Origin of the sequence: Streptomyces sp. VNUA24 (genome assembly GCF_029167005.1) — a bacterium.
Classification (GTDB): domain Bacteria; phylum Actinomycetota; class Actinomycetes; order Streptomycetales; family Streptomycetaceae; genus Streptomyces; species Streptomyces scabiei.
On sequence record NZ_CP119143.1, the window covers coordinates 9,038,675 to 9,063,642 of the forward strand.

Here is a 24,968-nt window from a genome sequence, read left to right on the forward strand (position 1 = left end):
AGCCAGGCGCCCGGCCGGAGCCAGGCGCCCGGCCGGAGCCAGGCGGCCGGCCGGAGCCAGGCGGCCGGCCGGAGTCAGGCGGCCGGCCGAGGTCACGCGCCCCCGGCCAGCAGCCGGTCGGCGATCTCCTCGATCCGCTCGCGCAGCCCCGCCTGGCTCTTGCCGCCGTCGAGACGCTCGCCACCGATGACGTACGTGGGCGTGCCCGTCACACCGATCGCCTTGCCCTCGGCCTGGTCGGCGTCGACGATCAGGATGTGCCGGCCGTCGATGAGCGCGGTGTCGAACTCCTCCGCGTCCAGACCGAGTTCACGGGCGACATCGACGAGGAACGGCTCTCCGGTCCGGTCCAGCTCCTCGACCCTGCCGAGCACGGCCTCGACGTACGGCCACGCCCGGCCCTGCTCCGCGGCCTCCTCGGCGGCCTGCGCGGCGGCGAAGGCGTGCTTGTGCTTCTCCAGCGGGAAGTGCCGCAACCGCACGTCGAGCCGGTCGCCGTAGCGGGCCCGCAGCGCGCGGACGTCGTCGAGGGCGCTGCGGCAGTCGGGGCACTGGAGCTCGCACCAGACGTCCAGGACGACGGCGGTGGGGACGGGGGAGGAGTCGCTCATGGAGATCAGTCTCCCAGCTCTCCGGAGCCGGGGCCGACCCCGAGGCGACCCGGAGATGTCCCTGAGGTCTCCCCGGACCATGGCATATCGGACGCGTGGCGGTGCAGGATGGAAGGGACGCCACGAGACCGACCCGACCGCGCACCGCCTGGAGGACCGGATGATTGCCGAGACCGTGTGTGCCGCCGTCTCCGCGGCGGGCCTGGGCATCGCCGCGATCACGGCCTACCGGAAGCGTTTCCTCAGAGCCGCCCGCATCGCGGCCTACTCCCTCGTGCCCCTCGGTCTGGTGATGACCGGGGTCGTCGAGTGGCTGGCCGACACCGCGTTCAGCCCGACCGCCTGGGCCGGCTTCGGCGTGCTCGGCGCCGCCTGGTTCCTTTTCATGACCACCCGCGCCGTGGAGCGGCGCCGCGGAGCCCCGGGCAAGGAGCGCAAGGAGGCCAAGGCGTCCCGCACCGGAGCGATAGCCCCGGCGGCCTCGGCACCCTCACTGGGCCAGGGCACGCGGCCGGCGGCCCGTCCGGCCGCGGCACCCCGGGCGACCGGTCCGGCCGCGTCTACGGGGGACGACTTCAGCGACATCGAGGCGATCCTCAAGAAGCACGGCATCTGACCCGGCGAAGCACCGCATCCGACCTGGAGAAGCCTGGCGTACCGGCCGCCGAGGGCCCGCGGACTGAAACGACACAGAAGGTCGGGCGGCGACCGCGAAGTGATCACGTTCGTTCCACACTTCGTGGATATTGGCGAACTCTCCGTCATTCCGGGTGGGTTGATCGCGCGAGGGGTCTCCGCTGCGTCATCATCGCGGCGAGATGCTGGACACAACACAGAGCGACACTGTCGCCCCACCGGAGGAGCGTCGAGGTTGTCTCTTCGCGCTCTCCCAGCCACCGCTGATGATCTTCCTAGCGGTGATCGGCTGCCTGCTGCTCATGGCGTCACTGCACGACCTGCTGATGCTCTGAGCCGTAAACGGAGCCCCTGGCGTCATCCGTCGAGGGCTCCGTCAGTCCCCGTGTCCGGCCCTCACCCGGCCCCGGCCTTCGCGCGGACGGCCACCGGTTCAGCCGGCCGCCTCCTTGCGGCGCGCCCGGTAGGCGGCCACATGCAGGCGGTTTCCGCAGGTACGGCTGTCGCAGTAGCGGCGCGAGCGGTTGCGGGAGAGGTCCACGAAGGCGCGCCGGCAGTCGGGGGCCTCGCAGCGGCGAAGCCGCTCCTGCTCCCCGGCGACCACGAAGAAGGCCAGCGCCATGCCGCAGTCGGCGGAGAGATGGTCGGCGAGCGACGCGCCGGGCGCGAAGTAGTGCACGTGCCAGTCGTAGCCGTCGTGGTCGGTGAGGCGGGGGGTGGTGCCCGCCGCGGCGATCAGCTCGTTGATGACCGAGGCGGCCGAGGCCGCGTCGGCCGCCGCGAAGATCTCGGCGAACCGGCCGCGGACCCGCCGCACGGCCGCGAGGTCGAACTCGGACAGCACCCCGACATCGCTGATGTCGTGCTTTCGTACGAACTCGGCGAGCGCCGCGACGGTCGCGAGCTCGTCGGTCGCCGTCTCGTCGTCCGGCACGGTGTTCACCAGATCCACCACGGCATCGAGGGAACACCGGGTGTCGTGGGTGATCAGCACGTTTCGCTCCCTGGCCTGCGTGGGTCGGGCGGGCGCCCGCCGATGCTGGCCGATGGTAATCGCTCGGCGAGGCGGCGGGCCGGTGCCGACCGGCCCGGGGTGCTCCGCCCAGAGCGGAACGGGCCAGGAGGGCGGGCGGGGGAGCGGGCCCGGAGGAGCCGGATTCCGTCGCACAGAGTCACGACATGGCGACGCCGCCGCGCGGGGGTCCGCGACGACGGCGCCGTTGGGTCGGCCCGAGGCCGTATTCGGTTGTCCGAGCCCGAGCCGTCTCCCCGAGTGGACGGCGCCGGGCGGCTCTGTGGGGGTCTCGCCCTAGCTTTCGGCGAGGATGTGCGAGAGCTCCTGATCGAGGTCGAAGTGCCGGTGCTCCGTGCCGGGTGGCACGGCGGCGTCTGTGCGCTTCAGGAAGGACTCCAGGGCTCGCGCCGGGGCTTCGAGGAGGGCTTCGCCCTCCGGGGAGCTCAGGGCGATGCACACGACGCCCTGGCCATGACTGCGGGACGGCCAGACACGGACGTCGCCGGTGCCGGTGGGCCGGTGCAGGCCCTCGGCGAGGAGGTCGCGGGCGAACACCCATTCGACCGTTTCCTCTGCTCCGGTGTGGAAGGTGGCGTGCACGGCGTAGGGATCGGCCGTGTCATACCGCAGTCCCGCGGGAACGGGCAGTGAGGACTCGCTCGACACAACGAGGCGCAGGTGCAGCTCGCAGCTGACCGTGGTGTTCATAAGCGCCAAGGCCTTTCGCTCAGTGTGCGCTCGGGGATTCGCACGTCGGCGAAATCGACATGCCACCTACGGTGCCGTTGTAAACCCCTCTGGGAGTTTTGCGTCGCTTTTGGTAGCTCATCCGGCCGAGACCGTCTTCGGGGGGTACGACCATTCCGGTGACCGGTTTCTCTCCGGTAGGGTTTGGCCGTATGGACACGGGGAGTCACGGAACGGGGGAGGCCGGTGTGGCGGCCGACGGAACGAAGAGTGACACGGACGTAGCGAACGGTGAGGCCGATATGGCCAAGGACGAGGCACCGCTCGGATCCCGGGCGCCGGATTTCGTCAAGGCGCGGCGGATGCTGCACATGAGCTGGCAGGTGGCCGTCTTCGTGGTCGGCCTCGCGGTGGTCGTGGCGGGCGTGATCATGCTTCCGCTGCCCGGCCCGGGCTGGCTCGTGATCTTCGGCGGCATGGCGATCTGGGCGACGGAGTTCGTCTGGGCCCAGCTGGTGCTCCGCTGGACCAAGCGGAAGGTCTCCGAGGCCACCCAGCGCGCCCTCGACCCGAAGGTCCGGCGCCGCAACATCGTGCTGACGACGATCGGCCTGGTGATCGTGGCCGTTCTGGTCGGTGTCTACGTCTGGAAGTTCGGCTTCGAGATGCCCTGGAACATCAAGGACCAGTGATCACGGACGGGTCGGCGCGAGGCCGGGGAACGTGGTCGGAGGCACCCGCTGACATGGGGTAATGTTCTTCCTGCGTCCGGGCGATTAGCTCAGTGGGAGAGCGCTTCGTTCACACCGAAGAGGTCACTGGTTCGAACCCAGTATCGCCCACCGGATGATAGCGGCCCGGTCCACGGAAAACGTGGGCCGGGCCGCTTTTTGCGTGACCGTACGACCGTGCCTGATGCCTGATGCCTGATGCCTGATGGACCCAGGTGTCGGATGCCGGGTGCCGGGCCAGGGTGGGGGCGAATTCGGGGTGTGCGTGAGCGTCGGGCGACGTCACGGCAGGCGCCCGGTGGAGACCGGCTGGCGGCCGGCGTGCTCCGGCTCTCCCTCGATTTGGCCGAATTCGGTGCCCTCCCGCCCCTGTCCGCGCGGTGGTCGTCGCCGGGTCCGCCTTGGTCCGCGGGTGGTTCGCCGAGCGGCCCGGGGATCGCCCCACTGACTCCTTTCAGCCTCTTCCGTTGGCGGACCCTCGGCCGCCCCCGCGTTCGGCCCGTCGACCGCAACTCCCGGACCTGCGCTTTCGGTTGACCCGCCGTCACCTGCGGCCTCGTCGTCCCCGGTGCTCGGGTGACACCGCTTTCCATCAATTCCTGTCCGAATCATTGACGTCTCCTGAGGGTCTCCGTACCTTGTGCCAGCAAGCGCTTACTTGAAACGATTCACGGCGCGGACGCAACGGCGCGGGGAGGCTCAACCATGCAGCAGAACAGGAACGTTGAGAGGCGGACGGTCCTCAAGGCGGCCGGAGCCTCACTGGCCGTCGCGGGGCTGGGGGCGACCGCCACGGCCTGTGGTGGCGGCAGCGGCGCGGGGGACGGAACGGTGACGATCCGTTACGCCTGGTGGGGCGCCGAGGACCGCGCGGCGCGCATCAAGAAGACCATCGCGCTTTTCGAGAAGAAGTACCCGAAGATCAAGGTCAAGACCGACTTCCAGCCCTATCCCGACTTCTGGAAGAAGTTCAACACCCAGGCGTCCGGTGGAAATCCGCCGGACGTGTTCCAGAATGCCATCGGTTTCCTGCGGAAATACGACGCGAAGAATGTGCTGCTCGATCTCAGCCCTCAGGTCGAGGCGGGCCACCTGTCGCTGGAGGGCTTCAGAGCGGGCCTGGAGAAGTTCGGCGAGGTCGACGGAAAGCTGCTCGGCGTCCCGGTCGGGTCCAACTCGATGGCCCTGGTGATCGACAAGCCCGTGTACACCAAGTCCGGCATCAAGCCCGAGCAGGGCTGGACCTGGGACGACTTCGACGCGGCGATGAAGAAGATCCACGACAAGACGGGACGCGCCGGCGACAGCGGCATGTACGGCGTCATGTACCTCTACGACCTCTACCTGCGCCAGAACGGCAAGGCGTTCTTCACCGCGGACGGACTCGGCTTCACCGAGGCGGATCTCGAGCAGTGGTGGACGAAGGCCAGGAAGGGCATCAAGGAGGGCCTCTACGCCGACCCGAAGAAGGTCGCGCAGATCAAGCCCAAGTCGGCGGTGGCCGCGGAACTCGCCGCCGGTGAGTTCACCTGGGACAACTTCACCGTCCGTTACACCTCCGAGGGCAAGAGCGAGTACGGCCTGGCCCCCATCCCCACCACCGACGGCAAGAAGACCGGCCAGTACCTCGGCTCCCTCATGCTCAGCGCCTCCAAGCGCACCCAGCACCCCAAGGAGGTCGCGCAGTTCATCGACTTCATGGTGCACGAGCCCGAGGTCGCCAAGATCATGGGCTACGACCGCGGGGTGCCCGCGACGCAGGCCCAGTACGACGCGTTCCAGCCGACGGACCCGGTCAACAAGGCGATCGCCGCGTACGAGGAGTCCCTCGTCGCGGCCGGCGTCCTGGAGCCCATCACCCCGCACCCGAACGGCGCGGACATCTGTGAGGCCGCGTTCCTGCGCATCGGCGAGGAGCTCGGTCTGGGCACGCGCTCGGTGGACGACGCCGTCAAGCAGTTCTTCACCGAGTCGAAGACGGCTCTCGGCAGCTGATGGGAACCGCCGTGACACACGCCCCTGCGACGGAGAACCCGACCCGGGACTCCGAGCCGCGGCAGCGTCCGGCCAAGGCTCCCCGCCCCGCCGCGCTCAAGCGGCGGGGCCGCCGGGAGAACCTGGCCGGCTATCTCTTCATGTCCCCCTGGATCGCCGGATTCCTGCTGCTCACCGCGGGCCCGATGATCGCCTCGCTCTACTTCGCCTTCACCGACTACAACCTGTTCGACGCGCCCCGGTGGATCGGCCTCGACAACTTCTCCGAGATGTTCGCCGACCCCCGCTGGCGCCACTCGGTGCGGGTCACCCTCTGGTACGTCGCCGTGGGCACGCCCCTGAAGCTGATCGCGGCCCTCGGCGTGGCACTGCTCCTGGCCCAGAAGCGGCGCGGGCAGGCCTTCTACCGGGCCGCCTTCTACGCGCCGTCGCTGATCGGCGCCAGCGTCTCCATCGCGATCGTCTGGAAGGCCATCTTCTCCGACGACGCGATCGTCGACCGTACGCAGAAGATCTTCGGCATCGACGTCGGCGGCTGGACCGGCGACCCGGAGATGATCATCTACAGCCTGGTGGCGCTCACCGTCTGGCAGTTCGGCGCCCCCATGGTCATCTTCCTGGCCGGTCTCAAGCAGGTCCCGCGCGAGCTGTACGAGGCCGCCGAGGTCGACGGGGCGGGCACCTGGCGGCGCTTCTGGAACATCACCCTGCCGATGATCTCCCCGGTCCTCTTCTTCAACGTCCTGCTGGAGACGATCCACTCGTTCCAGATCTTCAGCTCGGCGTACATCGTCGGCGGCGGGGCCGGCGGCAATGCCTGCGGTCCGGCCGACGGCTCGATGGTCTACACCTGTTATCTGTACGTCCAGGGCTTCGAGAACAGCCGGATGGGTCTGGCCTCCGCCATGGCCTGGCTGCTGCTGGTCGCGGTCGCCCTGGTGACGGCCGTGCTGTTCTGGTCCCAGAAGCGCTGGGTGCACTACGAGGAGGGTGCCTGATGAGTGCACAGGCCACCGAGATCACCCCGGCCCCGGCACCCGCCTCGCGGACGGGGGCCCTGCGGCGCAGGCTGCCCGGCTCCCTCGCCTGGCACCTCGGGTCGCTGGCCATTCTCGCGGTGATCCTCTACCCGGTGATCTGGGTCGTCGGCGGCTCGCTCAAGAAGAGCGAGGACATCGTCGGCAGTCTGGACCTGCTGCCGAGCGACCCGGTCGTCGAGAACTACACCCGGCTCGCCGACGGTATCGCCGACATCCCGATCTCCACGTTCTTCCTCAACTCGCTCACGCTCGCCGTGGGTTCGGTGATCGGCATCCTGGTGTCCTGCTCGCTGACGGCGTACGCCTTCTCGAAGATCAAGTTCGCCGGACGCAACCTGCTCTTCACGCTGATGATCGGCACGCTGCTGCTGCCGTACCACGTGCTGCTGATCCCGCAGTACGTGCTGTTCCGCAACATGGAGCTGATCAACACCTACACCCCGCTGCTGCTGCCGAAGTACCTGGCCACGGAGGCGTTCTTCGTCTTCCTGATGGTGCAGTTCATGCGGAACCTGCCCAAGGAGCTCGACGAGGCGGCGCGGCTCGACGGCTGCGGGCACTTCCAGATCTACTGGTCGATCGTGCTGCCGCTGTGCCGGCCCGCGCTCATCACCAGCGCGATCTTCACCTTCATCAACTCCTGGAACGACTTCATGGGCCCGCTGATCTATCTGAACGAGCCCGACAAGTACACGGTCTCGCTCGGGCTGAAGATGTTCGTGGACCAGGACGGGGTGGCCAACTACGGCGGCATGATCGCGATGTCGCTGGTGGCCCTGCTGCCGGTGCTCGCCTTCTTCCTCGCCTTCCAGCGCTATCTGATCGACGGCATGGCCACCTCGGGCCTGAAGGGCTGAGGTGAGCCGACCATGGCCCAGACCCGTGCCCGGGCGAAGACCGCCGCTTCCCGCGAGGAGTCCGTGCTCGCCGAACGGTTCGCGCTGTTCGCCGAGTGTCTGCTCACCGGCGTGTGGATCGCGCTGGCCTCGCTGCCGCTGCTGACCTACCCGGCCGCGTTCGCCGCCGGCTCCCGGCACCTCCGGCGCCGCACGACCCACGAGGGCGGCGGGTGGCGGGAGTTCTGGGCCGACTTCCGGACGGCGGTGCGCGGCGGCTGGCTGGTCGGACTCGCCGGATGGGCGGCGCTCGCGGCGGTGTGGGTGGACGTCCGGGCCGTCCGCGCAGGTCTTCCGGGCGGGCCGCTGGTCGGCGCGATCGGTGTCCTCGCGCTGATCGGCGCCGTCGTCGCCGGACTGCGCGCGGCGGCGGTCTGGCGGCCCGGCTCCCCCTGGCGTGCGCTGCTCGGCGCGGCCGGGCGGCGGACCGTGCTCGACCCCGCCGGGTCGTTCCTGCTCGTCGGCGGACTGGCCGTGGTGGTCTGTTCCGCCTGGTTCGTCGCGCCGTTGGCGATCCCGGTCCTCGGGGCCGTCGCGGCGGCGGCCGTAGCCGTGGAGGAGCGGTACCGCCGCCGCTGACCGCGGCGGGCGGTGCCGTCCGTTCGGGTCGACGCCCCGGAGGCGTCGCACCTCTCTCTGTCATGCCCCTGACCACCAGCACGCAAGACGTCCCGTACGGAAAGGAAAGGCCATGTCCCCGATCGACCGCAGGTCCCTTCTCAAGGCGGCCGCCGTCGCAGGAGCCGCCGCCCAGTTCAGCTGGGCGCTGGGGAGCGCGGACGCGCAGGCCGCCCCCCTGGCCGAGGCGGCGAAGGCGGATCCGGTGACCCTGGACTGGCTGGAGGACGGCGGGCTCGGCGCCGCCCCCGGCTCCACCGTGGGTGTGCCATGGCCCAAGGGAGCGTACGAGAAAGAACAGTCGTTCTCCTTGACGGACGCGGACGGCAAGGCCGTCGCCGTGCAGTCCTGGCCGATCGGCTACTGGCCCGACGGCTCCGTGAAGTGGACCGCGCACGCGGTGGGCGCGGGCGCCGGCTCCGGCAGGCTCACCCTCGCGGCGGGCACGCCCGCGGCGCCGGCGAAGAAGGTCACCGTCGACGAACGTGCCACCACCATCGACGTGTCGACCGGTGTCATCACCGCCAAGATCGGCAAGTCCGGCTCCACCCTCGTGAAGTCCGTGCTGCGCGGCTCCACCGAGATCGCCCACAGCGGCCATCTGGTGCTGCTGCGGCAGCCCGAGATCGAGGACGGCGACCAGGGCACGGAGAAGACCCAGCGCTACGAGAGCCAGATCGACGAGGTCGAGGTCGAGCAGGAGGGCCCGGTGCGGGCCGTGGTCCGCATCGACGGCAAGCACCGCAGAGGAAGCCACAGCTGGCTGCCCTTCTCGATCCGCCTCTACTTCTACGCGGGTGCCGAGTCGTTCCGCATGGTGCACACCATCACCTTCGACGGCGACCAGCAGGCCGGAAAGGCCGGCGGCGACTTCGTCCGGGGCATCGGCGTCCGCTTCGAGGTGCCGATGCGCGACGCCGCGTACGACCGTCACATCCGTATCGGCGGCGAGGGCACGGGCCTGCTGCGCGAGGCGGTCAAGGGCGTCACGGGGCTGCGACGCGACCCCGGGGCGGCGGTGCGCACCGCCCAGTTCGAGGGCAAGAAGCTGCCCGACCCCTCCACCTGGGACCAGCGCGTCACGACCCGTCTGCAGTACATCCCCGAGTGGGGCGACTACACGCTCTCGCAGCTGTCCGCCGACGGCTTCGGCGTCCGCAAGCGCACCAGGAAGGGCCACGGCTGGATCCCGGCCGGCGGCGGACGGCGGGCCAGCGGCTTCGGGTACGTCGGCGGGGCGTCCGGCGGCTTCGCCTTCGGACTGCGCGACTTCTGGGAGAAGTTCCCCGCCCAGCTCGACATCCGGGACGCCCAGACCGACACCGCCGAGGTCACCCTCTGGCTCTGGTCGCCCGAGGCACGGCCCATGGACCTGCGCTTCTACCACGACGGCATGGGACAGGACACCTACGCCGAGCAGCTCGAAGGTCTCAACATCACCTACGAGGACTACGAGCCCGGCTTCGGCACCCCGTACGGCATCGCCCGTACCAGCGAACTCCTCTTCTGGGCCCACGAGTCCACACCGGGCGCCGAGGCCATGGCCCGGCAGGTCGAGGCCGTCCGCACGCCCCCTCAGCTCGCCGCCCCGCCCAAGCAGCTCGTCGGGGCAGGCGTCTTCGGCAGGCTGTTCGCCGAACCCGACCGGTCCACCGCCGCCAAGGCGAAGATCGAGGACCACCTCGACTTCCTCTTCACCTACTACAAGGACCAGGTGGAGATGCGCCGTTGGTACGGCTTCTGGGACTACGGCGACATCATGCACAGCTACGACCCCAGCCGCCACCAGTGGTGCTACGACATCGGCGGCTACGCCTGGGACAACTCCGAACTCTCGCCCGACCTGTGGCTGTGGTTCGCGTACATGCGCTCCGGCCGCGCGGACATCTTCCGCTTCGCCGAGGCCATGACCCGCCACACCGGCGAGGTCGACGTCTACCACCTGGGCAAGTGGGCCGGCCTCGGCACCCGCCACGGCGTCCAGCACTACGCCGACAGCGCCAAGCAGCAGCGGATCGCCAACACCACGTACCGCCGCTACTACTACTTCCTCACCGCCGACGAACGCGTCGGCGACCTCATGCACGCCAACGTCGACTCCGACGAGACCTTCCTCGTCCTCGACCCCATCCGCAAGATCCGCACCGAGCCCTACACCCCCGACCGCAACGCCCTGTCGATCGGCTTCGGCACCGACTGGTCCGGGCTCGTCTCCGCGTGGCTGACCGAGTGGGAGCGGCGCGGCCCCAAGTGGGAGAAGGCCAGGGCGCGCGTCCTGTCGACCATGGAGACCATCGCCGCCCAGCCCAACGGCTTCGTCCAGGGCACCGGGCTCTACGACCTGGACACCGGCAAGTTCGCCGTCGCGGACAAGCCGGTGGTCGGGGTCTCGCACCTGTCGGCCATGTTCGGCCTGGTCGAGATGTGCGCCGAACTCCTCGACCAGATCGAGATGCCCAAGTTCAAGGAGGCGTGGCTCGACTACTGCCGCTACTTCAACGCGACGAAGGCGGAACAGGCCGCGCGGTACGGCTCCAACTTCGGCACGCTGCTGCTCTTCCAGGGCCACTCGCGGCAGGACGCCTACGCCGCCGTGCAGTTGAAGGACGACAAGCTCGCGGCCCGTGCGTGGCGGCAGTTCTACAACAGCGCCGACACCTGGGACTACAAGGAGTCGACCGACTGGACCACCAAGAAGATCGAGGGGCCGACGGGCCTCGTGCCGGGCAGCGAGGCGGCGTGGGTGTCGACCAACGCGACCGCGCTGTACGGGCTGGCGGCCATCCAGAACCTGGCACTGGTGGGCGACAAGATGCCGTGACGCTCCGCTGGGTCGAGCGGGGGGCTTGGGGTGGCTGGGGTGAGTGGGGAACTGCGGGACCGTTGTGGCCGGTCGCGCAGTTCCTCGCGCCCCTGGCGGGGCGCGGTCTCAGCTCAGCCTTCCCAGGAGGTCCCGTACGCGTCGTGCGTCGCGCAGGCGCTGTTCGTAGGTGGCGCCCGCCGTCAGCAGGAGCAGGCCCGCCAGGGCGGGAGGCGCCCAACGGGGGAGGGCGTCGACCACCTGGGCGAGGTACGGGGCCAGTTCGTGCAGGGTGACCAGGACGAGGGTGCCGCCGCCGAGGAGGAGGGGGGCCTGGAGGCGGTGGTGGGCGCCGAGGAGGGTGACCGCCAGGGCGGCCGTGCCCAGCAGCAGGGGGCGCAGCCAGTGGGTGTCGCCCCAGGCCGCGACCAGGCTCGGGACGAGGGTGACGGCGAGTCCCGGGCCGTACGCCGTCCAGGACGAGGCCGCCGGGTCGCGGCGTCGGCGCAGATGGCCGACGAGCAGGGCCGGGACGCTCACCGGCAGGGTGTACGCCTCCGGGGTGCCGACCTCCCAGGCCGCCAGCCGTACCCAGGAGGCCAGGACGAACAGCACGGTGGCCGCGTGGCCGAGCCGGCGGCGGTCCGGCCGTACGGCTGTGCCCAGGACGATGACCCCGCAGAGGGCGAGAGTCAGGGCCAGCAGCGGCGGGTGCGTGGCGGAGAGCGCGATGGCCAGGAGACCGGCGGCGGCGCCGGTCGCCTCGACCGGGACGGTCAGGGGCGAGTCGCCGAGGCGGGCCGCGAGCAGGCCCGCGGCGGCCGGGACGGTGAGGACGAGCAGTGCCGTGTGCTGCGGCTCCCAGCCGGCGGAGGCGCCGATCGCGCAGGTCAGGGCGGTGGCGTGGACGACGGAGACGGGGGCGGTGAGGGCGCCCACGTCGATGCGCAGGGCGGCCGCCGCCGCGAACACGACGGTCGAGGCGGCGAGGACGGTGAGGGTGGCCGGCTCGGTGGCCAGGGAGTGCAGGGCCAGGCCCAGGGCGGTGACGAGGGCCAGGGCCGCGCCGGTGAGGGGGATCGGTGCCTGGAGGCGCCCGGGTTCCGCCGGCCGCATGAACACGGCGAAGCCCAGTGCGGCCACGACCAGGAGGCCGTGCACCACCAACCCGGCCATGAACGGCAGTTCGAGGATCGAGGGGAGCACCAGGACCGTGGCCCAGGCGAGGACGAGAGCGCCGACCAGGGCCGGGGTCCGCCACGTCACGGCGCGCGCGGCCACGGTCAGCACGCCGGCGACGACGGCGAGCACCAGGGGCACGGTGGCCGTGTTCGGCGGCCAGGGCGCGTCGAGTGTCACCGCCGCGCGGGCGTCCACGGGCGCACCCGACCAGATCCGCTCGATCCAGCCGATCGGGCTGAGCAGCACGATGGCCAAGGTCGGCAGCGCGGTGGCCACGGCGAGGCCCTGGACCACGCAGGACGCGTGCACGAGGCCCCGCCGTACGGGCTCGGGGACCCGCATACGTACGGCCGCCAGCAGAGCGATTCCGCACAGCAGATGGGCCGGGACCGTCCACACCTCGGGCAGGAGCGAGCGGGCGATGCCACCGGCGCCGGCGACCACGAGGAGCCCACCGGTGAGCGCGGTGCCGAGGGCCAGGGCGTGCTTCGGGGCGAACCGGGCGGTCGTCAGGGCGATCACCGCGGCGAGGGCGAGGAGCGCCGCCGCGCGGGCGGCGGCGCCCGGGCCGGCGGCGGTCCACGAGAGCCACCCGGCCGTCACCACACCCCCGGCGCCCCAGCCGAACGCGCCGGCCACGGCGACGATCCGTACCGGCTTCGGGGACACCCGGAGCGCGATCGCGGTGTCGGCCGCCGCTGTCACCAGCAGCACGGCCGTGACCGTCTCGGCGCCCGCGCCGCTCGCGAACGCCCACAGCAGCAGAGGGAGTTGAGCGGCGACCAGGGCGAGGGGGAGGGGCAGGACCAGGGGGCCGCGGGTGGGCGTCTCGCCGGTGTCGGCCGCCGGAGCGCGCAGGACCAGACCGTACGCCGCCCACACCACCGCGAGCACGGCCGCCGCGACGGCCGCGTATCCCGTACCGTCCGCGCCGGTGAACGCGACCTCGTGCAGCGCGTACGCGTCCAGGACGGTGAGGGCGAGGCCGAGGCCCGCGACCGCCTCGGCGGTCGAGCGCAGCCCATGGCGCAGCAGCGGCCACGGCGCGCCCAGCGCGGCCACCGTCACCCCGCCGAGCACCAGCGCCCGGCCGCCGATTCCCAGGTGCCCCCAGCTGACCAGCGTGAACGCGATCGCCGCGACGGTCAGCAGGACACCGCCGAGAATCAGCAGCACGTTCTGTACGCTCGGCGCCGTCGCCTCGGGGCGTCGCGCGGGCGGGGCGGTGGGCGCGCCGGGTGCGGACGTCGCCGTGTACAGGGCGTTGACCAGCCAGGCGCGGCGCGTCAGGAGGAACACGCGGCGGGCGTCGAGTTGCCGGAGTTCGGCGTCGAGGACTCGCAGCTCCTCGGCCGGGGACGGAAAGTGCGTCATGCCACGCAGTGTGGTCGGCGTCACGCCGCACGGCATGAGTCCACGTACTCAGGCCGGTACTCAGATCCCGCACGCGGGGCCCGAGCGCAGGCACAATCCGACCATGGACTGGTACCACTACCGCTTCCACAGCCGCTGGAGCCTGCCCGCGCCGCCCGCCGCCGTCTACGACGCGCTCCGGCGCCCGGAGGACTACCCGTACTGGTGGCCCCAGGTCCGCGAGGTGGTCCGGATCGACGACACCACCGGCACCCTCCGGATCCGCTCGGTCGTGCCGTACGAACTCGTCCTCACCGCGCGGGCGGTACGGCGCGACGCGGCGGCCGGAGTCCTGGAGATCGCGATGACCGGCGACCTGAACGGCTGGGCGCGCTGGACGGTCACCGCCGGAGGACCCGGCACCCTCGCCCTCTACGACCAGGAAGTCGACGTCACCAAGCCCCTGCTGCGACGCCTCGCCGTACCCGGGCGGCCCCTGTTCCGCGTCAACCACACCCTGATGATGCGGGCGGGACGACGCGGCCTCCTCGCCCATCTCGGGTCGCACGGCCAAGCGGTTTGAACCGGACCCGCCGGGACCTGTATTGTTCAGTCCGTTCCCGGGCGATTAGCTCAGTGGGAGAGCGCTTCGTTCACACCGAAGAGGTCACTGGTTCGAACCCAGTATCGCCCACCGGGTAGAGCCGGTCCGCAGACGCGGACCGGCTTTTCTCATGCCGCCGCCGGCAGGTCCGGACGCAGCGGCCACGCCGGGTCCACCGCCTCCTCCGTGCCGCTGCGCGCGAACCACGCCTGCAGCCCCCGGGCCTGCGCCGCGTGCCACACGGCCTGCAGCGTGTGCAGTTCGGCGGGGGAGAGACGGGCCAGCCGGGTCGCGAAACGCTGCCCCACCGCGCGGACGACGTCCATCGCCGCCTGGGCGTCCGCTCCCGCGTCGTGCGCGCCGTCCAGCACGACCTCGTAGTGCGCGCACAGGTCGGTGAGCGTGCGCCGGCCCTTGCGGTAGCGGTCCAGATGCTTGTCCAGGACCCGGGGGTCGAGGACCCGCAACGGCGTCGCCTCGAACCAGCGGTCCAGCGACGAGGCGCGGTGCCGCCGCAACTCACGGTCCAGCAGCGTCAGATCGAACGGCGCGTTCATGACGACCAGCGGACGGCCGCGCACCGCCTGCTCCGCCAGCGCCCTGGCTATCTCCTCCATCACCGGCGCCGGCCAGCGGCCGTCGCGTTGCAACCGTTCGTCCGTCAGCCCGTGCACCGCCGTCGCCGCGGCGGGCACCGGCACGCCCGGGTTCACCAGCCACCGGGTCACCCGGGGGCGGGTGCCGGGCGCGTCCTGGACGACCACGGCGGCCGACACGATCCGGTCGGTCTCGACGTCCACACCCGTGGTCTCCGTGTCGAACGCCGCCAAGGGCCCCTCGTACCAACACGTCATGTGTCCACAACTCCTCGTTCACCCACGGCAGCTGACGTCCCGTCTTCTGCCAGTTTGGTGATACCCGGGCTGTTTGCGCCGTACGCCGGAAGGAGACAACAGAAGTACGGGTCTGCGCAGTTCAGCGGCTCGGTACGGGGAAACACCAGCACTGGAAGGCTGTTGGTCATGGCCATTGCGCAGCCCGAGCGGGGCGGGCTGCTGCCCGAGCACGCGGCACCGCTCCGCGGCTCCCTCGCCACCACCGCCTGCATGGAGACCCTGCAGGTGGGCTATCTGCACGCGGTCGCCGCGGCGGCGGGCTGCTCGCTCTCCCAGCCCTTTCCCGACAACGGCATCGACTGGCACGTCAGCCACGGCTCGCCCGGACACACGGTCGACGACGAGGTCACCATCAAGGTGCAACTCAAGGCCACCTACCAGCTCGCGCCCAACCCGGCGGGCCGGTTCTTCTCCTTCACCCTCGACAACCAGCACCTGGCGAAGCTGGCCCGCACCCCCGTCTCGGTGCACAAGATCCTGGTCGTGATGATCGTCCCCCGCTCGCAGGAGCAGTGGCTGCGGGCCGGCCACGACCGGCTCGACCTGCGGCACTGCTGCTACTGGATCAACCTCGCCGGACACCCGATCACCGGCCGGCGGCGCACCACCGTGCGCATACCGACCTCGCGCATCTTCGACGACCGAGCGCTCTGCGAGATCATGACGCGGGTCGGAACGGGAGGCAGACCGTGACCCACGGCCCCATCGACGACGACCGGACGCCCCGTCCCCACCAGGAGGGCGCGCCCGTACGCCGTCCCCTCGGGGAGCCCGCGCGCCCGGTACGCCCCCACCCCGTCGAGCCCAGCTGGACCCGGCCGCCCGACCCCGACCAGGTCGACCCCGCCGTCCTCGGCGCCCTGCTGCGCCGGCACGGCTGGCAGCGGCGCGGCGGAGCCGCCGGCCGGTACGGCCGCTGGACCCCGCCGGGGCCCGCCGGGCGGGGCATGAGCCTGCTCGTGCCCGAGAACCGGGCCTTCCCCGACAGCGACGACCTGCTCGGCGAGGCCCTCATGGCCCTGTCCCGCAGCGGGTCACCCGCCGCGCGGGACGTGCTGGTCGCCCTCACCGTGCCCAGCGACGAGATCCACTGGTGGCGCGACGTGCCGACCGGCGCCCTGGGCACCGCCTCCTGGGGGGTCGAGGACCAACTGCGCTCGGCCGCCCGCCAGATGCTCCTCGCGGCCGCGCTGGCCACCCGCGCGCGTGCCGGGTACTACGGCGCCCGGCACCGGCTGCCCGCCGCCGCCTCCCTGGACGGCGTCCTCGTCGGCGCCGCGCCCGGCGGCCGCCGTCTCACCGCCTTCGTCCCCGTGGCCACCGGCCGCCCCCTCGCCCTGCGCCTGCACCAGGCCCTCCACGCCGCCCGCGAGGCCATCGACTACCGGCGCGCGACCGGTGGCATGGACGCCTTCGACGGTGCCGTCGAGGCCGGGGTCAGCCATGAGCTGACCGAGGCGCTCGTCGCCCTCGTCCGCGGCACCGAGGGCGCCCGGGTCGCCGTCGACTGGGCACCGGCCGCGGGGGTCCCCGAGGGCGGCGCCTCACGGGCCGAGCCCGTCGAGTTCTCACCGGGCGACCTGCCCGTGCTGCGCGAGGCCGGGGCCCGCTATCTGCGGGCGGAGCCCTCGATGCCGGTGCGGATCACCGGGGCCGTGGTGCGGATGCGCCGGTCCGCCGGGCGCGGCGAGGGCACCGTACGGCTGCGGGTCCTCGCCGGAGCCGAGGTGCCGCACGTCCGTATGACCCTGGACGAGGAGTCGTACCGGATCGCGGGGCAGGCCCATCTCGTGGGACTGCCGGTCCGGGTGCGCGGGAGGCTGGAGAGCCGCGGCGGGTTCCGGCGCCTCACGGACGCCGACGGGATCGCGCCCGTGCAGGTCGACGAGGCCGAGCGGGACCGGCTGATGAAGTCGCTGCAGGAGACCGCGGAGATCACGGCGTTCTTCGAGGAGGCGTGCGGAGGGGACTGACGGCGTCCGCCCGTAACCGTTTCGCAGGGGGCACCCCCGGCTCGGTACGATTCGGGGACCGCCTACGGAAATCCGTAGGTGGTCCCCTTCAGGCAGGAGAGACCGGTGTCCGACGTCCGTGTGATCATCCAACGCGATTCCGAGCGGGAAGAGCGCGTGGTGACGACGGGCACTACGGCCGCCGACCTCTTCACCGGCGAGCGCACCGTCGTCGCCGCCCGTGTGGCCGGGGAGCTGAAGGACCTGGCGTACGAGGTGCGCGACGGCGAGACCGTCGAGCCCGTGGAGATCTCCTCCGAGGACGGCCTGAACATCCTGCGCCACTCCACCGCCCACGTGATGGCCCAGGCGGTGCAGGAGCTGTTCCCGGAGGCGAAGCTGGGCATCGGGCCGCCGGTGCGGGACGGGTTCTACTACGACTTCGACGTCGAGAAGCCGTTCACCCCCGAGGATCTCAAGGCCGTCGAGAAGAAGATGCAGGAGATCCAGCGGCGCGGCCAGCGCTTCTCGCGCCGCGTCGTCACCGACGAGGCCGCCCGCGAGGAGCTGGCGGACGAGCCGTACAAGCTGGAGCTGATCGGCCTCAAGGGCTCGGCCTCCTCCGACGACGGCGCGGACGTCGAGGTCGGCGCCGGCGAGCTGACGATCTACGACAACCTGGACGCCAAGACCGGTGACCTGTGCTGGAAGGACCTCTGCCGAGGCCCGCACCTGCCCACCACCCGCAACATCCCCGCGTTCAAGCTGATGCGCAACGCCGCCGCGTACTGGCGCGGCAGCGAGAAGAACCCGATGCTCCAGCGCATCTACGGCACCGCTTGGCCCTCCAAGGAGGAGCTGAAGGCGCATCTCGACTTCCTCGCCGAGGCCGAGAAGCGCGACCACCGCAAGCTGGGCAACGAACTCGACCTGTTCTCCATCCCGGATGAGATCGGCTCCGGCCTCGCCGTCTTCCACCCCCGCGGCGGCATCATCCGCCGCGTCATGGAGGACTACTCGCGCCGCCGGCACGAGGAGGAGGGGTACGAGTTCGTCTACACCCCGCACGCCACGAAGGGGAAGCTCTTCGAGGTCTCGGGCCACCTGGACTGGTACGCCGACGGCATGTACCCGCCCATGCAGCTCGACGAGGGCGTGGACTACTACCTCAAGCCCATGAACTGCCCGATGCACAACCTGATCTTCGACGCCCGCGGCCGCTCGTACCGTGAACTGCCGCTGCGCCTCTTCGAGTTCGGGACCGTGTACCGGTACGAGAAGTCCGGCGTCGTGCACGGCCTGACCCGTGCCCGCGGCTTCACCCAGGACGACGCGCACATCTACTGCACCCGCGAGCAGATGGCGGACGAGCTGGACAAGACGCTCACCTTCGTCCTGAACCTGCTGCGCGACTACGGCCTCACGGACTTCTACCTGGAGCTGTCCACCAAGGACCCGGAGAAGTTCGTCGGCTCGGACGAGGCGTGGGAGGAGGCCACCGAGACGCTCCGCCAGGTCGCCGAGAAGCAGGGCCTCCCGCTCGTCCCGGACCCGGGCGGCGCCGCGTTCTACGGGCCGAAGATCTCCGTCCAGGCCAAGGACGCCATCGGCCGGACCTGGCAGATGTCCACGGTCCAGCTCGACTTCAACCTGCCCGAGCGCTTCGACCTGGAGTACACCGGCCCGGACGGCTCCAAGCAGCGCCCGGTCATGATCCACCGCGCGCTGTTCGGCTCGATCGAGCGGTTCTTCGCCGTGCTCCTGGAGCACTACGCGGGCGCGTTCCCGGCCTGGCTGGCGCCCGTCCAGGCGGTCGGCATCCCGATCGGCGACGCGCACGTGGAGTACCTGCAGAAGTTCGCCGCCGAGGCGAAGAGGAAGGGCCTGCGCGTCGACGTCGACGCCTCCTCCGACCGCATGCAGAAGAAGATCCGCAACGCCCAGAAGGCCAAGGTGCCGTTCATGGTCATCGCCGGTGACGAGGACATGGCCGCCGGTGCCGTCTCCTTCCGCTACCGCGACGGCTCCCAGGAGAACGGCATCCCCGTCGAGGAGGCCATCGCCAAGATCGCCAAGGTCGTGGAGGACCGCGTCCAGATCTGACGCGCCCCCGCGCCCCGGTCGTCGAGGGAGGCCCCCGGAGAGTTCAGCTCGCCGGGGGCCTCCCCTCGTCCTCCCGCGCGAACACCTGGATCAGCCACGATCCGAACGACCCCGTCACCGTGCCGAGCAGGGCGAGACCGCAGGCCATCAGGAACACGGCGATCGTCCGGCCCATCGGGGTGACGGGGGTGACGTCCCCGTACCCGACCGTGGCGAGCGTCGAGCAGGTCCACCACACGGCGTCCCCGAAGGTCAGGATCGTCGCGCCCGGCGCGTCGTGCTCCTGCTGGTAGACGGCGAGGGCGCCGGTGAAGCCGAGCAGGGTCACCGACAGGCCCGCGTAGACGGCCACGCGCGCGTGCAGGGAGAGCCGCGGCCGCTCGTGGTGACGCTGCACGGCGTCGTGGATCTGCACGACGCGCAGCGGCCGCAGCAGCGGCAGCACCAGCACGACGGTGTCCAGCCAGTGGACGCGTACGAACCTCGGGCCCAGCCCGCTCAGCCGCCAGCGCACGCCGTAGTCGAGGGCGAAGACCGCCCAGCACGCCATGGTCACCGCGAGACAGAGGTCGAGCCAGACCTGCGGAAGGCCGTGGGCGAGCACCCGTACCGCGTACGAGCCGAGAAAGAGGGCCGACGCTCCGGCGAGGACGCGTCCGGTGCGCTGCTCCCAGCGGAGCGCGCGGCTGTCGAGGTCCATCGCCTCAGCTTGGCCCCGCCCGTCCCGCTCCGGTACCCGCCGACACGCCGCGAACGGGCGAAGCAATATGCTGCACTGCATGACGAGTGAGCCGGAGCAGCAGATCGGAGTGGGAACGCAGGACGCGTTCCAGCGCCTGTGGACGCCCCACCGGATGGCGTACATCCAGGGTGAGAACAAGCCGACCGGTCCTGGGGCCGACGACGGCTGTCCGTTCTGCACGATCCCGGCGAAGTCGGACGAGGACGGCCTGGTCATCAGGCGCGGCGAGCATGTGTACGCGGTGCTCAACCTCTACCCGTACAACGGCGGCCACCTCATGGTCGTCCCCTACCGCCACGTCGCCGACTACACGGACCTCACCGGCCCGGAGACCGCCGAGCTGGCCGAGCTGACCAAGCAGTCCATGACCGCCCTGCGCGCCGCGTCGGGTGCGCACGGATTCAACATCGGCATGAACCAGGGCACGGTCGCGGGCGCTGGTATCGCCGCCCACCTCCACCAGCACATCGTTCCCCGCTGGGGCGGCGACACCAACTTCATGCCGGTCGTCGGCCACACCCGCATCCTGCCCCAACTCCTCGCCGACACGAGGAAAATGCTCGCGGAGGCATGGCCGACGGCGTGACCGCCGAGGGGTACGCCGTCGCGCGCGGCCGGCGGGGCCCTTCGGGCCTGAAAAGCATGGGGCGCAGCCCCTGCTTTTCAGGGGCGCGGGGAACTGCGCGACCAGCCCCCACGCACCCGCAGCCAAACACGGCGCCCCACCCCCCACGCATCCCCCGGCCCAAGCCCAGCGCAGCGGTCACGCGTCGTAGAGGTCCGCCTTCCGCGGCGACGCGTCCTGCACCGCCCCGCTGAGGAACCCGGCCCGTGAGCCGAACTTCTCGGTGTCCACGCCGTTGTCCTTCAGGACCTTGATCGCGGCGTTGTGCACCACGCGGAGCACCGGCGTGGCGGCGCGCAGCGCGTCGTCGGCCATGAAACGGTGCCGCCACGGCTGGTCGGCCCAGGCGTGCCGCAGACCGAACGGCTCGGGCAGGCCGATGGAACCGCCGAGCCAGTTGAGCAGCGGCGGGTACCAGGTCAGCGGGGCGCGCGCGGCGAGCCGTACGACCTCGTCCGCGTCGACGAGGGGGAGCTTCACCTTGCGGGTCTCCCAGAACCTCAGCGACTTCTGGACCTCTTTCTCCTTGGCCGCCGGCCCGGTCGTGAACAGACCGTGCACCGGGCCCAGGGCGTGTCCGGTCACCTCGATGCGGAGCGTCTGGTGCAGCACGGTGACCGTGACCATCATGGTGATGATCAACTGGCCGTCCCAGAGCGTCCACTGGACCCCCAGGTAGTGCCGGTTGCCGCTGCCGAAGTGCTGCTTGTTGCAGATCTCCTGTATCGCGTGGGACTTGTACTGGTAGGCGTCCACGTCGGTGCCCTCGGGCCGGGCCACGGCGCCGGCGCCCTCGCCGATGGGGCTGACGATCCAGTGCTTGATGGAGGGCGCCGTGAAACCGCCGGTGTTGAGGGGGGTGCGCTCCAGCATGCGCAGCTGGTCGTGGATGGCGCGTATGACGTCCCAGCTGCGGAACGGGTGGATCTCCTTGCCGGAATCGGCCGGTACGAGATCCTCGGCGAGCTGCCAGGCGCCCCAGCGGGTGCCCATGCCGAGGATGCCCTTGGGGCCGGCGTAGAAGACGAGGTTGGACCGCTGCTCGGCGCTGAGCCGGGCCAGCTCCTTGCGCAGCTGCTCGGCCTTGGTCTCGTTGGGGCTGCCGGGCACGGCCTCGGGGATCTTGGCGCCGACCCCGCCGCCGGCCAGCAGGCCGGACCAGCGGTCCCGCAGGTCCGCGGCGGCGCGCTCGCAGATCTGCTTGGCCCAGAACCAGCCGACCACGGGCAGCACCACACAGGCCCGCGCGTACCAGGCCCAGATCCCGTCGAACGGCATCCGGAGCAGGAAGATCACGGCGAGGGCGCCCACGGCGACCAGCAGGGTGGTGCCGAGGGCGCCGGCGCGCTTGTCACGCTTGGCGACCGTCGAACGGATCTGGAAGACGAGCAGCCAGAGCAGCAGGCCGGGCAGGAAGAGCAGGCCGCACAGGACCATCACCGCCGAGAGCCAGTTGTCGCGCTCCCGGCGGATGTTGTTCGCCGCGAGGCAGTGCTCGACGACGACCTGCGGCTCCATGCCGAAGGACTGGATGAGGGGTTTGCGGCCGGCGCCGACCATCCGGTCCCGTACCGCGAGGGAGAACGCCTCCCCGAGGTTCGGCCGGAAGATGGTCGCCCATTTCCGCCCCGGTTTGACCGCGGACTTGTGCCAGTCGTTGTTGGCCTTGAGGATCTCCGCGATCTCGTTGTCCCGGTAGGCCGCGGACGCCAGGGCGTACGTGGCCGCCGTCTGGCCCGCGGTGCCCATCAGCGGCACCTGTGCCCCGGGAGTGAAATCGAAACTGTCCGCCACCGCCGCCGCCCCCATCGCCGCACACTCGCTCCTGCGGCTCTTCCCGACTTCCGTGCTCCGCACACCTGTTGATCAGGTCATCGCCCGATCCGAGCCCGATCGAGCCATACTTGTCGATCAGGTGATCAGCGTATCCGCAGCGACGGACACCGCGCGGTGCGAGAACGGACATTCACGGAACCCGCCGTCCGTGGACCGGCGTTGTCCCGTCCTCACCCGGCGGTGGTCCCACGGCCGTCCCGCCGACGGCGGCCGGCAGAACGGCCGGAACCGTTCGCCGGCGCACCGCCGGACAACGTGCCCGGATCACACCCCGGGGACCGCGACCTTCGACGCGGCCCCGGCCCGTCAGTGCTCCTTGATCTGCTCGCGCACCTTCTCGGCCACGTGGGAGGGCATCGGCTCGTGCCGCGTGTACCGGCGGCCGAAGCGCGCGGTGCCGTGGGAGAGGGAGCGCAGATCGACGGCGTACCGGTCGATCTCGATCTCCGGTACCTCGGCCCGCACCAGGGTGCGTCCGCCGCCCGCCTGCTCGGTCCCGACGACGCGGCCGCGCCGCCCCGACAGATCGCTCATCACGGGGCCCACGTACGAGTCGCCGACCAGGACCGACACCTCGGCCACCGGCTCCAGGAGATGGATCTTCGCGTCCGTCGCGGCCTCGCGCAGCGCCAGCGCGCCCGCCGTCTGGAACGCGGCGTCCGAGGAGTCCACCGAGTGCGCCTTGCCGTCCCGCAGCGTGATCCGCACGTCGATGAGCGGATAGCCGGCCACGACGCCCTTGGCGGCCTGCGCCCGCACCCCCTTCTCGACGGACGGGATGAACTGCCTCGGCACGGCCCCGCCGACGACCTTGTCGACGAACTCGATGCCGGAACCACCGGGCAGCGGCTCCACCTCGATCTCGCAGATCGCGTACTGCCCGTGCCCGCCGGACTGCTTCACGTGCCGGCCGCGCCCGGCCGACCTGTCGGCGAACGTCTCCCGCAGGGAGACCCGGTGCGGTACGACGTCGACCTGGACGCCGTACCGGCTGCGCAGCCGTTCCAGTGCCACGTCGGCGTGCGCCTCGCCCAGGCACCACAGGACGACCTGGTGGGTGTCCGGGTTCTGTTCGAGCCGCATGGTCGGGTCCTCGGCAACGAGCCGCGCCAGCCCCTGGGAGAGCTTGTCCTCGTCGGCCTTGCTGTGCGCCTGGATGGCGAGCGGGAGCAGCGGGTCGGGCATCTCCCACGGCTCCATGAGCAGCGGGTCGTCCTTGGCCGACAGCGTGTCCCCGGTCTCCGCGCGGCTCAGCTTCGCGACACAGGCCAGGTCGCCCGCGATGCAGTGCGTGAGCGTCCGCTGCTGCTTGCCGAAGGGCGTGGACAGGGCGCCGATCCGCTCGTCGACGTCATGGTCCTCGTGCCCCCGGTCGGCGAGCCCGTGCCCGGACACGTGCACCGTCGCGTCGGACCGCAGGGTGCCGGAGAAGACCCGTACCAGCGAGATACGGCCCACGTAGGGGTCGCTGGCGGTCTTCACGACCTCCGCGACCAGCGGGCCGTCGGGGTCGCAGGCCGCCTTGATCTCCCGGGGCGCGCCCTCGGGGGTGGTGACGGCGGGCGTCTCGCGCTCCAGAGGGGTGGGGAAACCGCCGGTGACCAGTTCGAGGAGTTCGACCGTGCCGAGACCCTGCCGCGCGCCGTCGGCGGCGGGGGCCGCGGCCAGCACGGGGTGGAAGACCCCGCGGGCGACGGCGCGCTCCAGGTCGTCGACGAGGGTGGTGACGTCGATCTCCTCACCGCCGAGATAGCGGTCCATGAGGGTCTCGTCCTCGCTCTCCGCGATGATCCCCTCGATGAGCCGGTTGCGGGCCTCCTCGATGGCCGGCAACTGCTCGGGGCCCGGCTCGGACTCCTTGCGCTCACCGGAGGAGTAGTCGAACAGCTTCCGCGACAGCAGCCCGGTCAGCCCGGTCACGGGCGCGTGCCCGTCGGGTCCCTGGGGGCCGTGCAGCGGCAGATAGAGCGGCAGTACGGCGTCGGGGTCGTCGCCGCCGAACGTCTCCGCGCAGATACGGGTCATCTCCTCGAAGTCCGCCCGCGCGGCCTCCAGGTGGGTCACCACGATCGCCCGGGGCATGCCGACCGCCGCGCACTCCTCCCAGACCATGCGGGTCGAGCCGTCCACGCCGTCGGAGGCCGAGACGACGAAAAGGGCCGCGTCCGCCGCTCGCAGACCGGCCCTGAGTTCCCCGACGAAGTCGGCGTATCCGGGGGTGTCCAACAGATTGATCTTGTACTCGCCCCATTCCAAGGGGACGAGCGAGAGCTGCACCGAGCGTTGCTGCCGGTGTTCGATCTCGTCGTAGTCGGAGACGGTGCCGCCGTCCTCCACGCGGCCCGCCCGGTTCACCGCCCCCGCCGTCAGCGCGAGAGCCTCCACCAGCGTCGTCTTGCCCGAACCGGAGTGGCCGACCAGCACCACATTCCGTACGGACGCGGGGTGGTCGGCCGCCGTAGCCCTGCCGGCGGCTCCGGGATGTGCGTTCGCCTTGTCGCCCATGGTCTGCCTCCCGTGCACGGTGAGGTCACTGTGGGCGCGGACACGCGGATCCTCCCCGGACTTTCGTCCCGGGGGACCCCAGCGGTGTCGACTCCGGTGACGCCCGCGGTGTCTTTCGAGCTTTCCACTCGCGTCACCGCG

21 protein-coding genes and 2 tRNA genes are annotated in these 24,968 nt (G+C 71.1%); 15 read left to right on the forward strand and 8 right to left on the reverse strand.

What is annotated here, in order from left to right; genetic code table 11:
• Positions 1 to 92 precede the first annotated feature (92 nt).
• Entirely contained in the window at positions 93 to 611 is a 519-nt protein-coding gene (locus tag PYR72_RS38890) for a DsbA family protein (RefSeq protein ID WP_275459644.1), read from the reverse strand.
• 160 nt (positions 612 to 771) lie between these two features.
• Between PYR72_RS38890 and PYR72_RS38895 the strand changes: the two genes are divergently transcribed.
• Entirely contained in the window at positions 772 to 1,227 is a 456-nt protein-coding gene (locus PYR72_RS38895; RefSeq protein WP_275459645.1) for a hypothetical protein, read from the forward strand.
• Positions 1,228 to 1,429: 202 nt separating this feature from the next.
• On the forward strand, positions 1,430 to 1,582 hold the full coding sequence (locus PYR72_RS38900; protein WP_013004980.1) for a hypothetical protein: 153 nt from the start codon (positions 1,430 to 1,432) through the stop codon (positions 1,580 to 1,582).
• 98 nt (positions 1,583 to 1,680) lie between these two features.
• Here the strand turns inward: PYR72_RS38900 and PYR72_RS38905 are convergent, their stop codons facing one another.
• Positions 1,681 to 2,241 (reverse strand): CGNR zinc finger domain-containing protein, encoded by a 561-nt coding sequence (locus PYR72_RS38905; RefSeq protein ID WP_275459646.1) that lies wholly within the window; start codon positions 2,239 to 2,241, stop codon positions 1,681 to 1,683.
• A gap of 315 nt (positions 2,242 to 2,556) precedes the next feature.
• The gene (locus PYR72_RS38910) at positions 2,557 to 2,970 is read right to left on the reverse strand and encodes an SsgA family sporulation/cell division regulator (RefSeq protein ID WP_004002642.1); all 414 of its coding nucleotides are present in this window, start codon (positions 2,968 to 2,970) and stop codon (positions 2,557 to 2,559) included.
• A 191-nt stretch (positions 2,971 to 3,161) separates the two neighbouring features.
• Between PYR72_RS38910 and PYR72_RS38915 the strand changes: the two genes are divergently transcribed.
• The 7 genes from PYR72_RS38915 to PYR72_RS38945 all read left to right on the forward strand — a co-directional run bounded on the left by PYR72_RS38915 (position 3,162) and on the right by PYR72_RS38945 (position 11,050).
• The gene (locus PYR72_RS38915; RefSeq protein WP_275459647.1) at positions 3,162 to 3,641 is read left to right on the forward strand and encodes a TIGR02611 family protein; all 480 of its coding nucleotides are present in this window, start codon (positions 3,162 to 3,164) and stop codon (positions 3,639 to 3,641) included.
• Between the two features lie 78 nt (positions 3,642 to 3,719).
• Positions 3,720 to 3,791 (forward strand) — tRNA-Val (locus PYR72_RS38920).
• 594 nt (positions 3,792 to 4,385) lie between these two features.
• Positions 4,386 to 5,675: an extracellular solute-binding protein gene (locus tag PYR72_RS38925; RefSeq protein WP_275459648.1), complete on the forward strand. Its 1,290-nt coding sequence runs from the start codon at positions 4,386 to 4,388 to the stop codon at positions 5,673 to 5,675.
• On the forward strand, positions 5,675 to 6,673 hold the full coding sequence (locus PYR72_RS38930; RefSeq protein ID WP_275459649.1) for a sugar ABC transporter permease: 999 nt from the start codon (positions 5,675 to 5,677) through the stop codon (positions 6,671 to 6,673). Before PYR72_RS38925 ends, PYR72_RS38930 begins: the two co-directional genes overlap by 1 nt.
• Entirely contained in the window at positions 6,673 to 7,572 is a 900-nt protein-coding gene (locus PYR72_RS38935) for a carbohydrate ABC transporter permease (protein ID WP_275459650.1), read from the forward strand. The genes PYR72_RS38930 and PYR72_RS38935 overlap by 1 nt, the downstream gene beginning before the upstream one ends.
• Before the next feature lie 12 nt (positions 7,573 to 7,584).
• Entirely contained in the window at positions 7,585 to 8,190 is a 606-nt protein-coding gene (locus PYR72_RS38940) for a hypothetical protein (protein WP_275459651.1), read from the forward strand.
• A gap of 112 nt (positions 8,191 to 8,302) precedes the next feature.
• Entirely contained in the window at positions 8,303 to 11,050 is a 2,748-nt protein-coding gene (locus PYR72_RS38945; protein WP_275459652.1) for a Tat pathway signal sequence domain protein, read from the forward strand.
• A 108-nt stretch (positions 11,051 to 11,158) separates the two neighbouring features.
• Here PYR72_RS38945 and PYR72_RS38950 read toward each other — a convergent pair whose 3' ends face one another.
• Positions 11,159 to 13,585, reverse strand: coding sequence for a hypothetical protein (locus PYR72_RS38950; RefSeq protein WP_275459653.1), 2,427 nt, complete (start codon positions 13,583 to 13,585; stop codon positions 11,159 to 11,161).
• A 103-nt stretch (positions 13,586 to 13,688) separates the two neighbouring features.
• On the opposite strand from PYR72_RS38950, the gene PYR72_RS38955 reads away from it, so the two are divergent.
• Both PYR72_RS38955 and PYR72_RS38960 read left to right on the forward strand, forming a co-directional pair.
• A complete protein-coding gene (locus PYR72_RS38955; RefSeq protein WP_275459654.1) occupies positions 13,689 to 14,147 on the forward strand; it encodes an SRPBCC family protein in 459 nt (152 codons plus the stop codon).
• Between the two features lie 39 nt (positions 14,148 to 14,186).
• A tRNA-Val gene (locus PYR72_RS38960) sits at positions 14,187 to 14,258 on the forward strand.
• A 38-nt stretch (positions 14,259 to 14,296) separates the two neighbouring features.
• Here PYR72_RS38960 and PYR72_RS38965 read toward each other — a convergent pair.
• Positions 14,297 to 15,022 (reverse strand): 3'-5' exonuclease, encoded by a 726-nt coding sequence (locus tag PYR72_RS38965; protein ID WP_275459655.1) that lies wholly within the window; start codon positions 15,020 to 15,022, stop codon positions 14,297 to 14,299.
• 168 nt (positions 15,023 to 15,190) lie between these two features.
• On the opposite strand from PYR72_RS38965, the gene PYR72_RS38970 reads away from it, so the two are divergent.
• From PYR72_RS38970 to thrS, 3 genes are all read left to right on the forward strand, one after another.
• Positions 15,191 to 15,757 carry a DUF4365 domain-containing protein gene (locus PYR72_RS38970; RefSeq protein WP_037725663.1) on the forward strand — a complete coding sequence of 189 codons (567 nt, stop codon included), beginning with the start codon at positions 15,191 to 15,193 and terminating at the stop codon, positions 15,755 to 15,757.
• A gap of 11 nt (positions 15,758 to 15,768) precedes the next feature.
• Positions 15,769 to 17,037 carry a hypothetical protein gene (locus PYR72_RS38975; protein WP_275460636.1) on the forward strand — a complete coding sequence of 423 codons (1,269 nt, stop codon included), beginning with the start codon at positions 15,769 to 15,771 and terminating at the stop codon, positions 17,035 to 17,037.
• A gap of 105 nt (positions 17,038 to 17,142) precedes the next feature.
• The gene (gene thrS / locus PYR72_RS38980; protein WP_275459656.1) at positions 17,143 to 19,119 is read left to right on the forward strand and encodes a threonine--tRNA ligase; all 1,977 of its coding nucleotides are present in this window, start codon (positions 17,143 to 17,145) and stop codon (positions 19,117 to 19,119) included.
• Positions 19,120 to 19,162: 43 nt separating this feature from the next.
• Here the strand turns inward: thrS and PYR72_RS38985 are convergent, their stop codons facing one another.
• Positions 19,163 to 19,819: a potassium channel family protein gene (locus PYR72_RS38985; protein WP_013004994.1), complete on the reverse strand. Its 657-nt coding sequence runs from the start codon at positions 19,817 to 19,819 to the stop codon at positions 19,163 to 19,165.
• 67 nt (positions 19,820 to 19,886) lie between these two features.
• Between PYR72_RS38985 and PYR72_RS38990 the strand changes: the two genes are divergently transcribed.
• The gene (locus PYR72_RS38990; protein ID WP_275459657.1) at positions 19,887 to 20,447 is read left to right on the forward strand and encodes an HIT domain-containing protein; all 561 of its coding nucleotides are present in this window, start codon (positions 19,887 to 19,889) and stop codon (positions 20,445 to 20,447) included.
• Positions 20,448 to 20,624: 177 nt separating this feature from the next.
• On the opposite strand, the gene PYR72_RS38995 is transcribed toward PYR72_RS38990, so the two are convergent.
• Positions 20,625 to 22,295 (reverse strand): hypothetical protein, encoded by a 1,671-nt coding sequence (locus PYR72_RS38995; RefSeq protein ID WP_275459658.1) that lies wholly within the window; start codon positions 22,293 to 22,295, stop codon positions 20,625 to 20,627.
• A 333-nt stretch (positions 22,296 to 22,628) separates the two neighbouring features.
• Positions 22,629 to 24,827: an elongation factor G-like protein EF-G2 gene (locus PYR72_RS39000; protein WP_275459659.1), complete on the reverse strand. Its 2,199-nt coding sequence runs from the start codon at positions 24,825 to 24,827 to the stop codon at positions 22,629 to 22,631.
• Between the last annotated feature and the right edge of the window lie 141 nt (positions 24,828 to 24,968).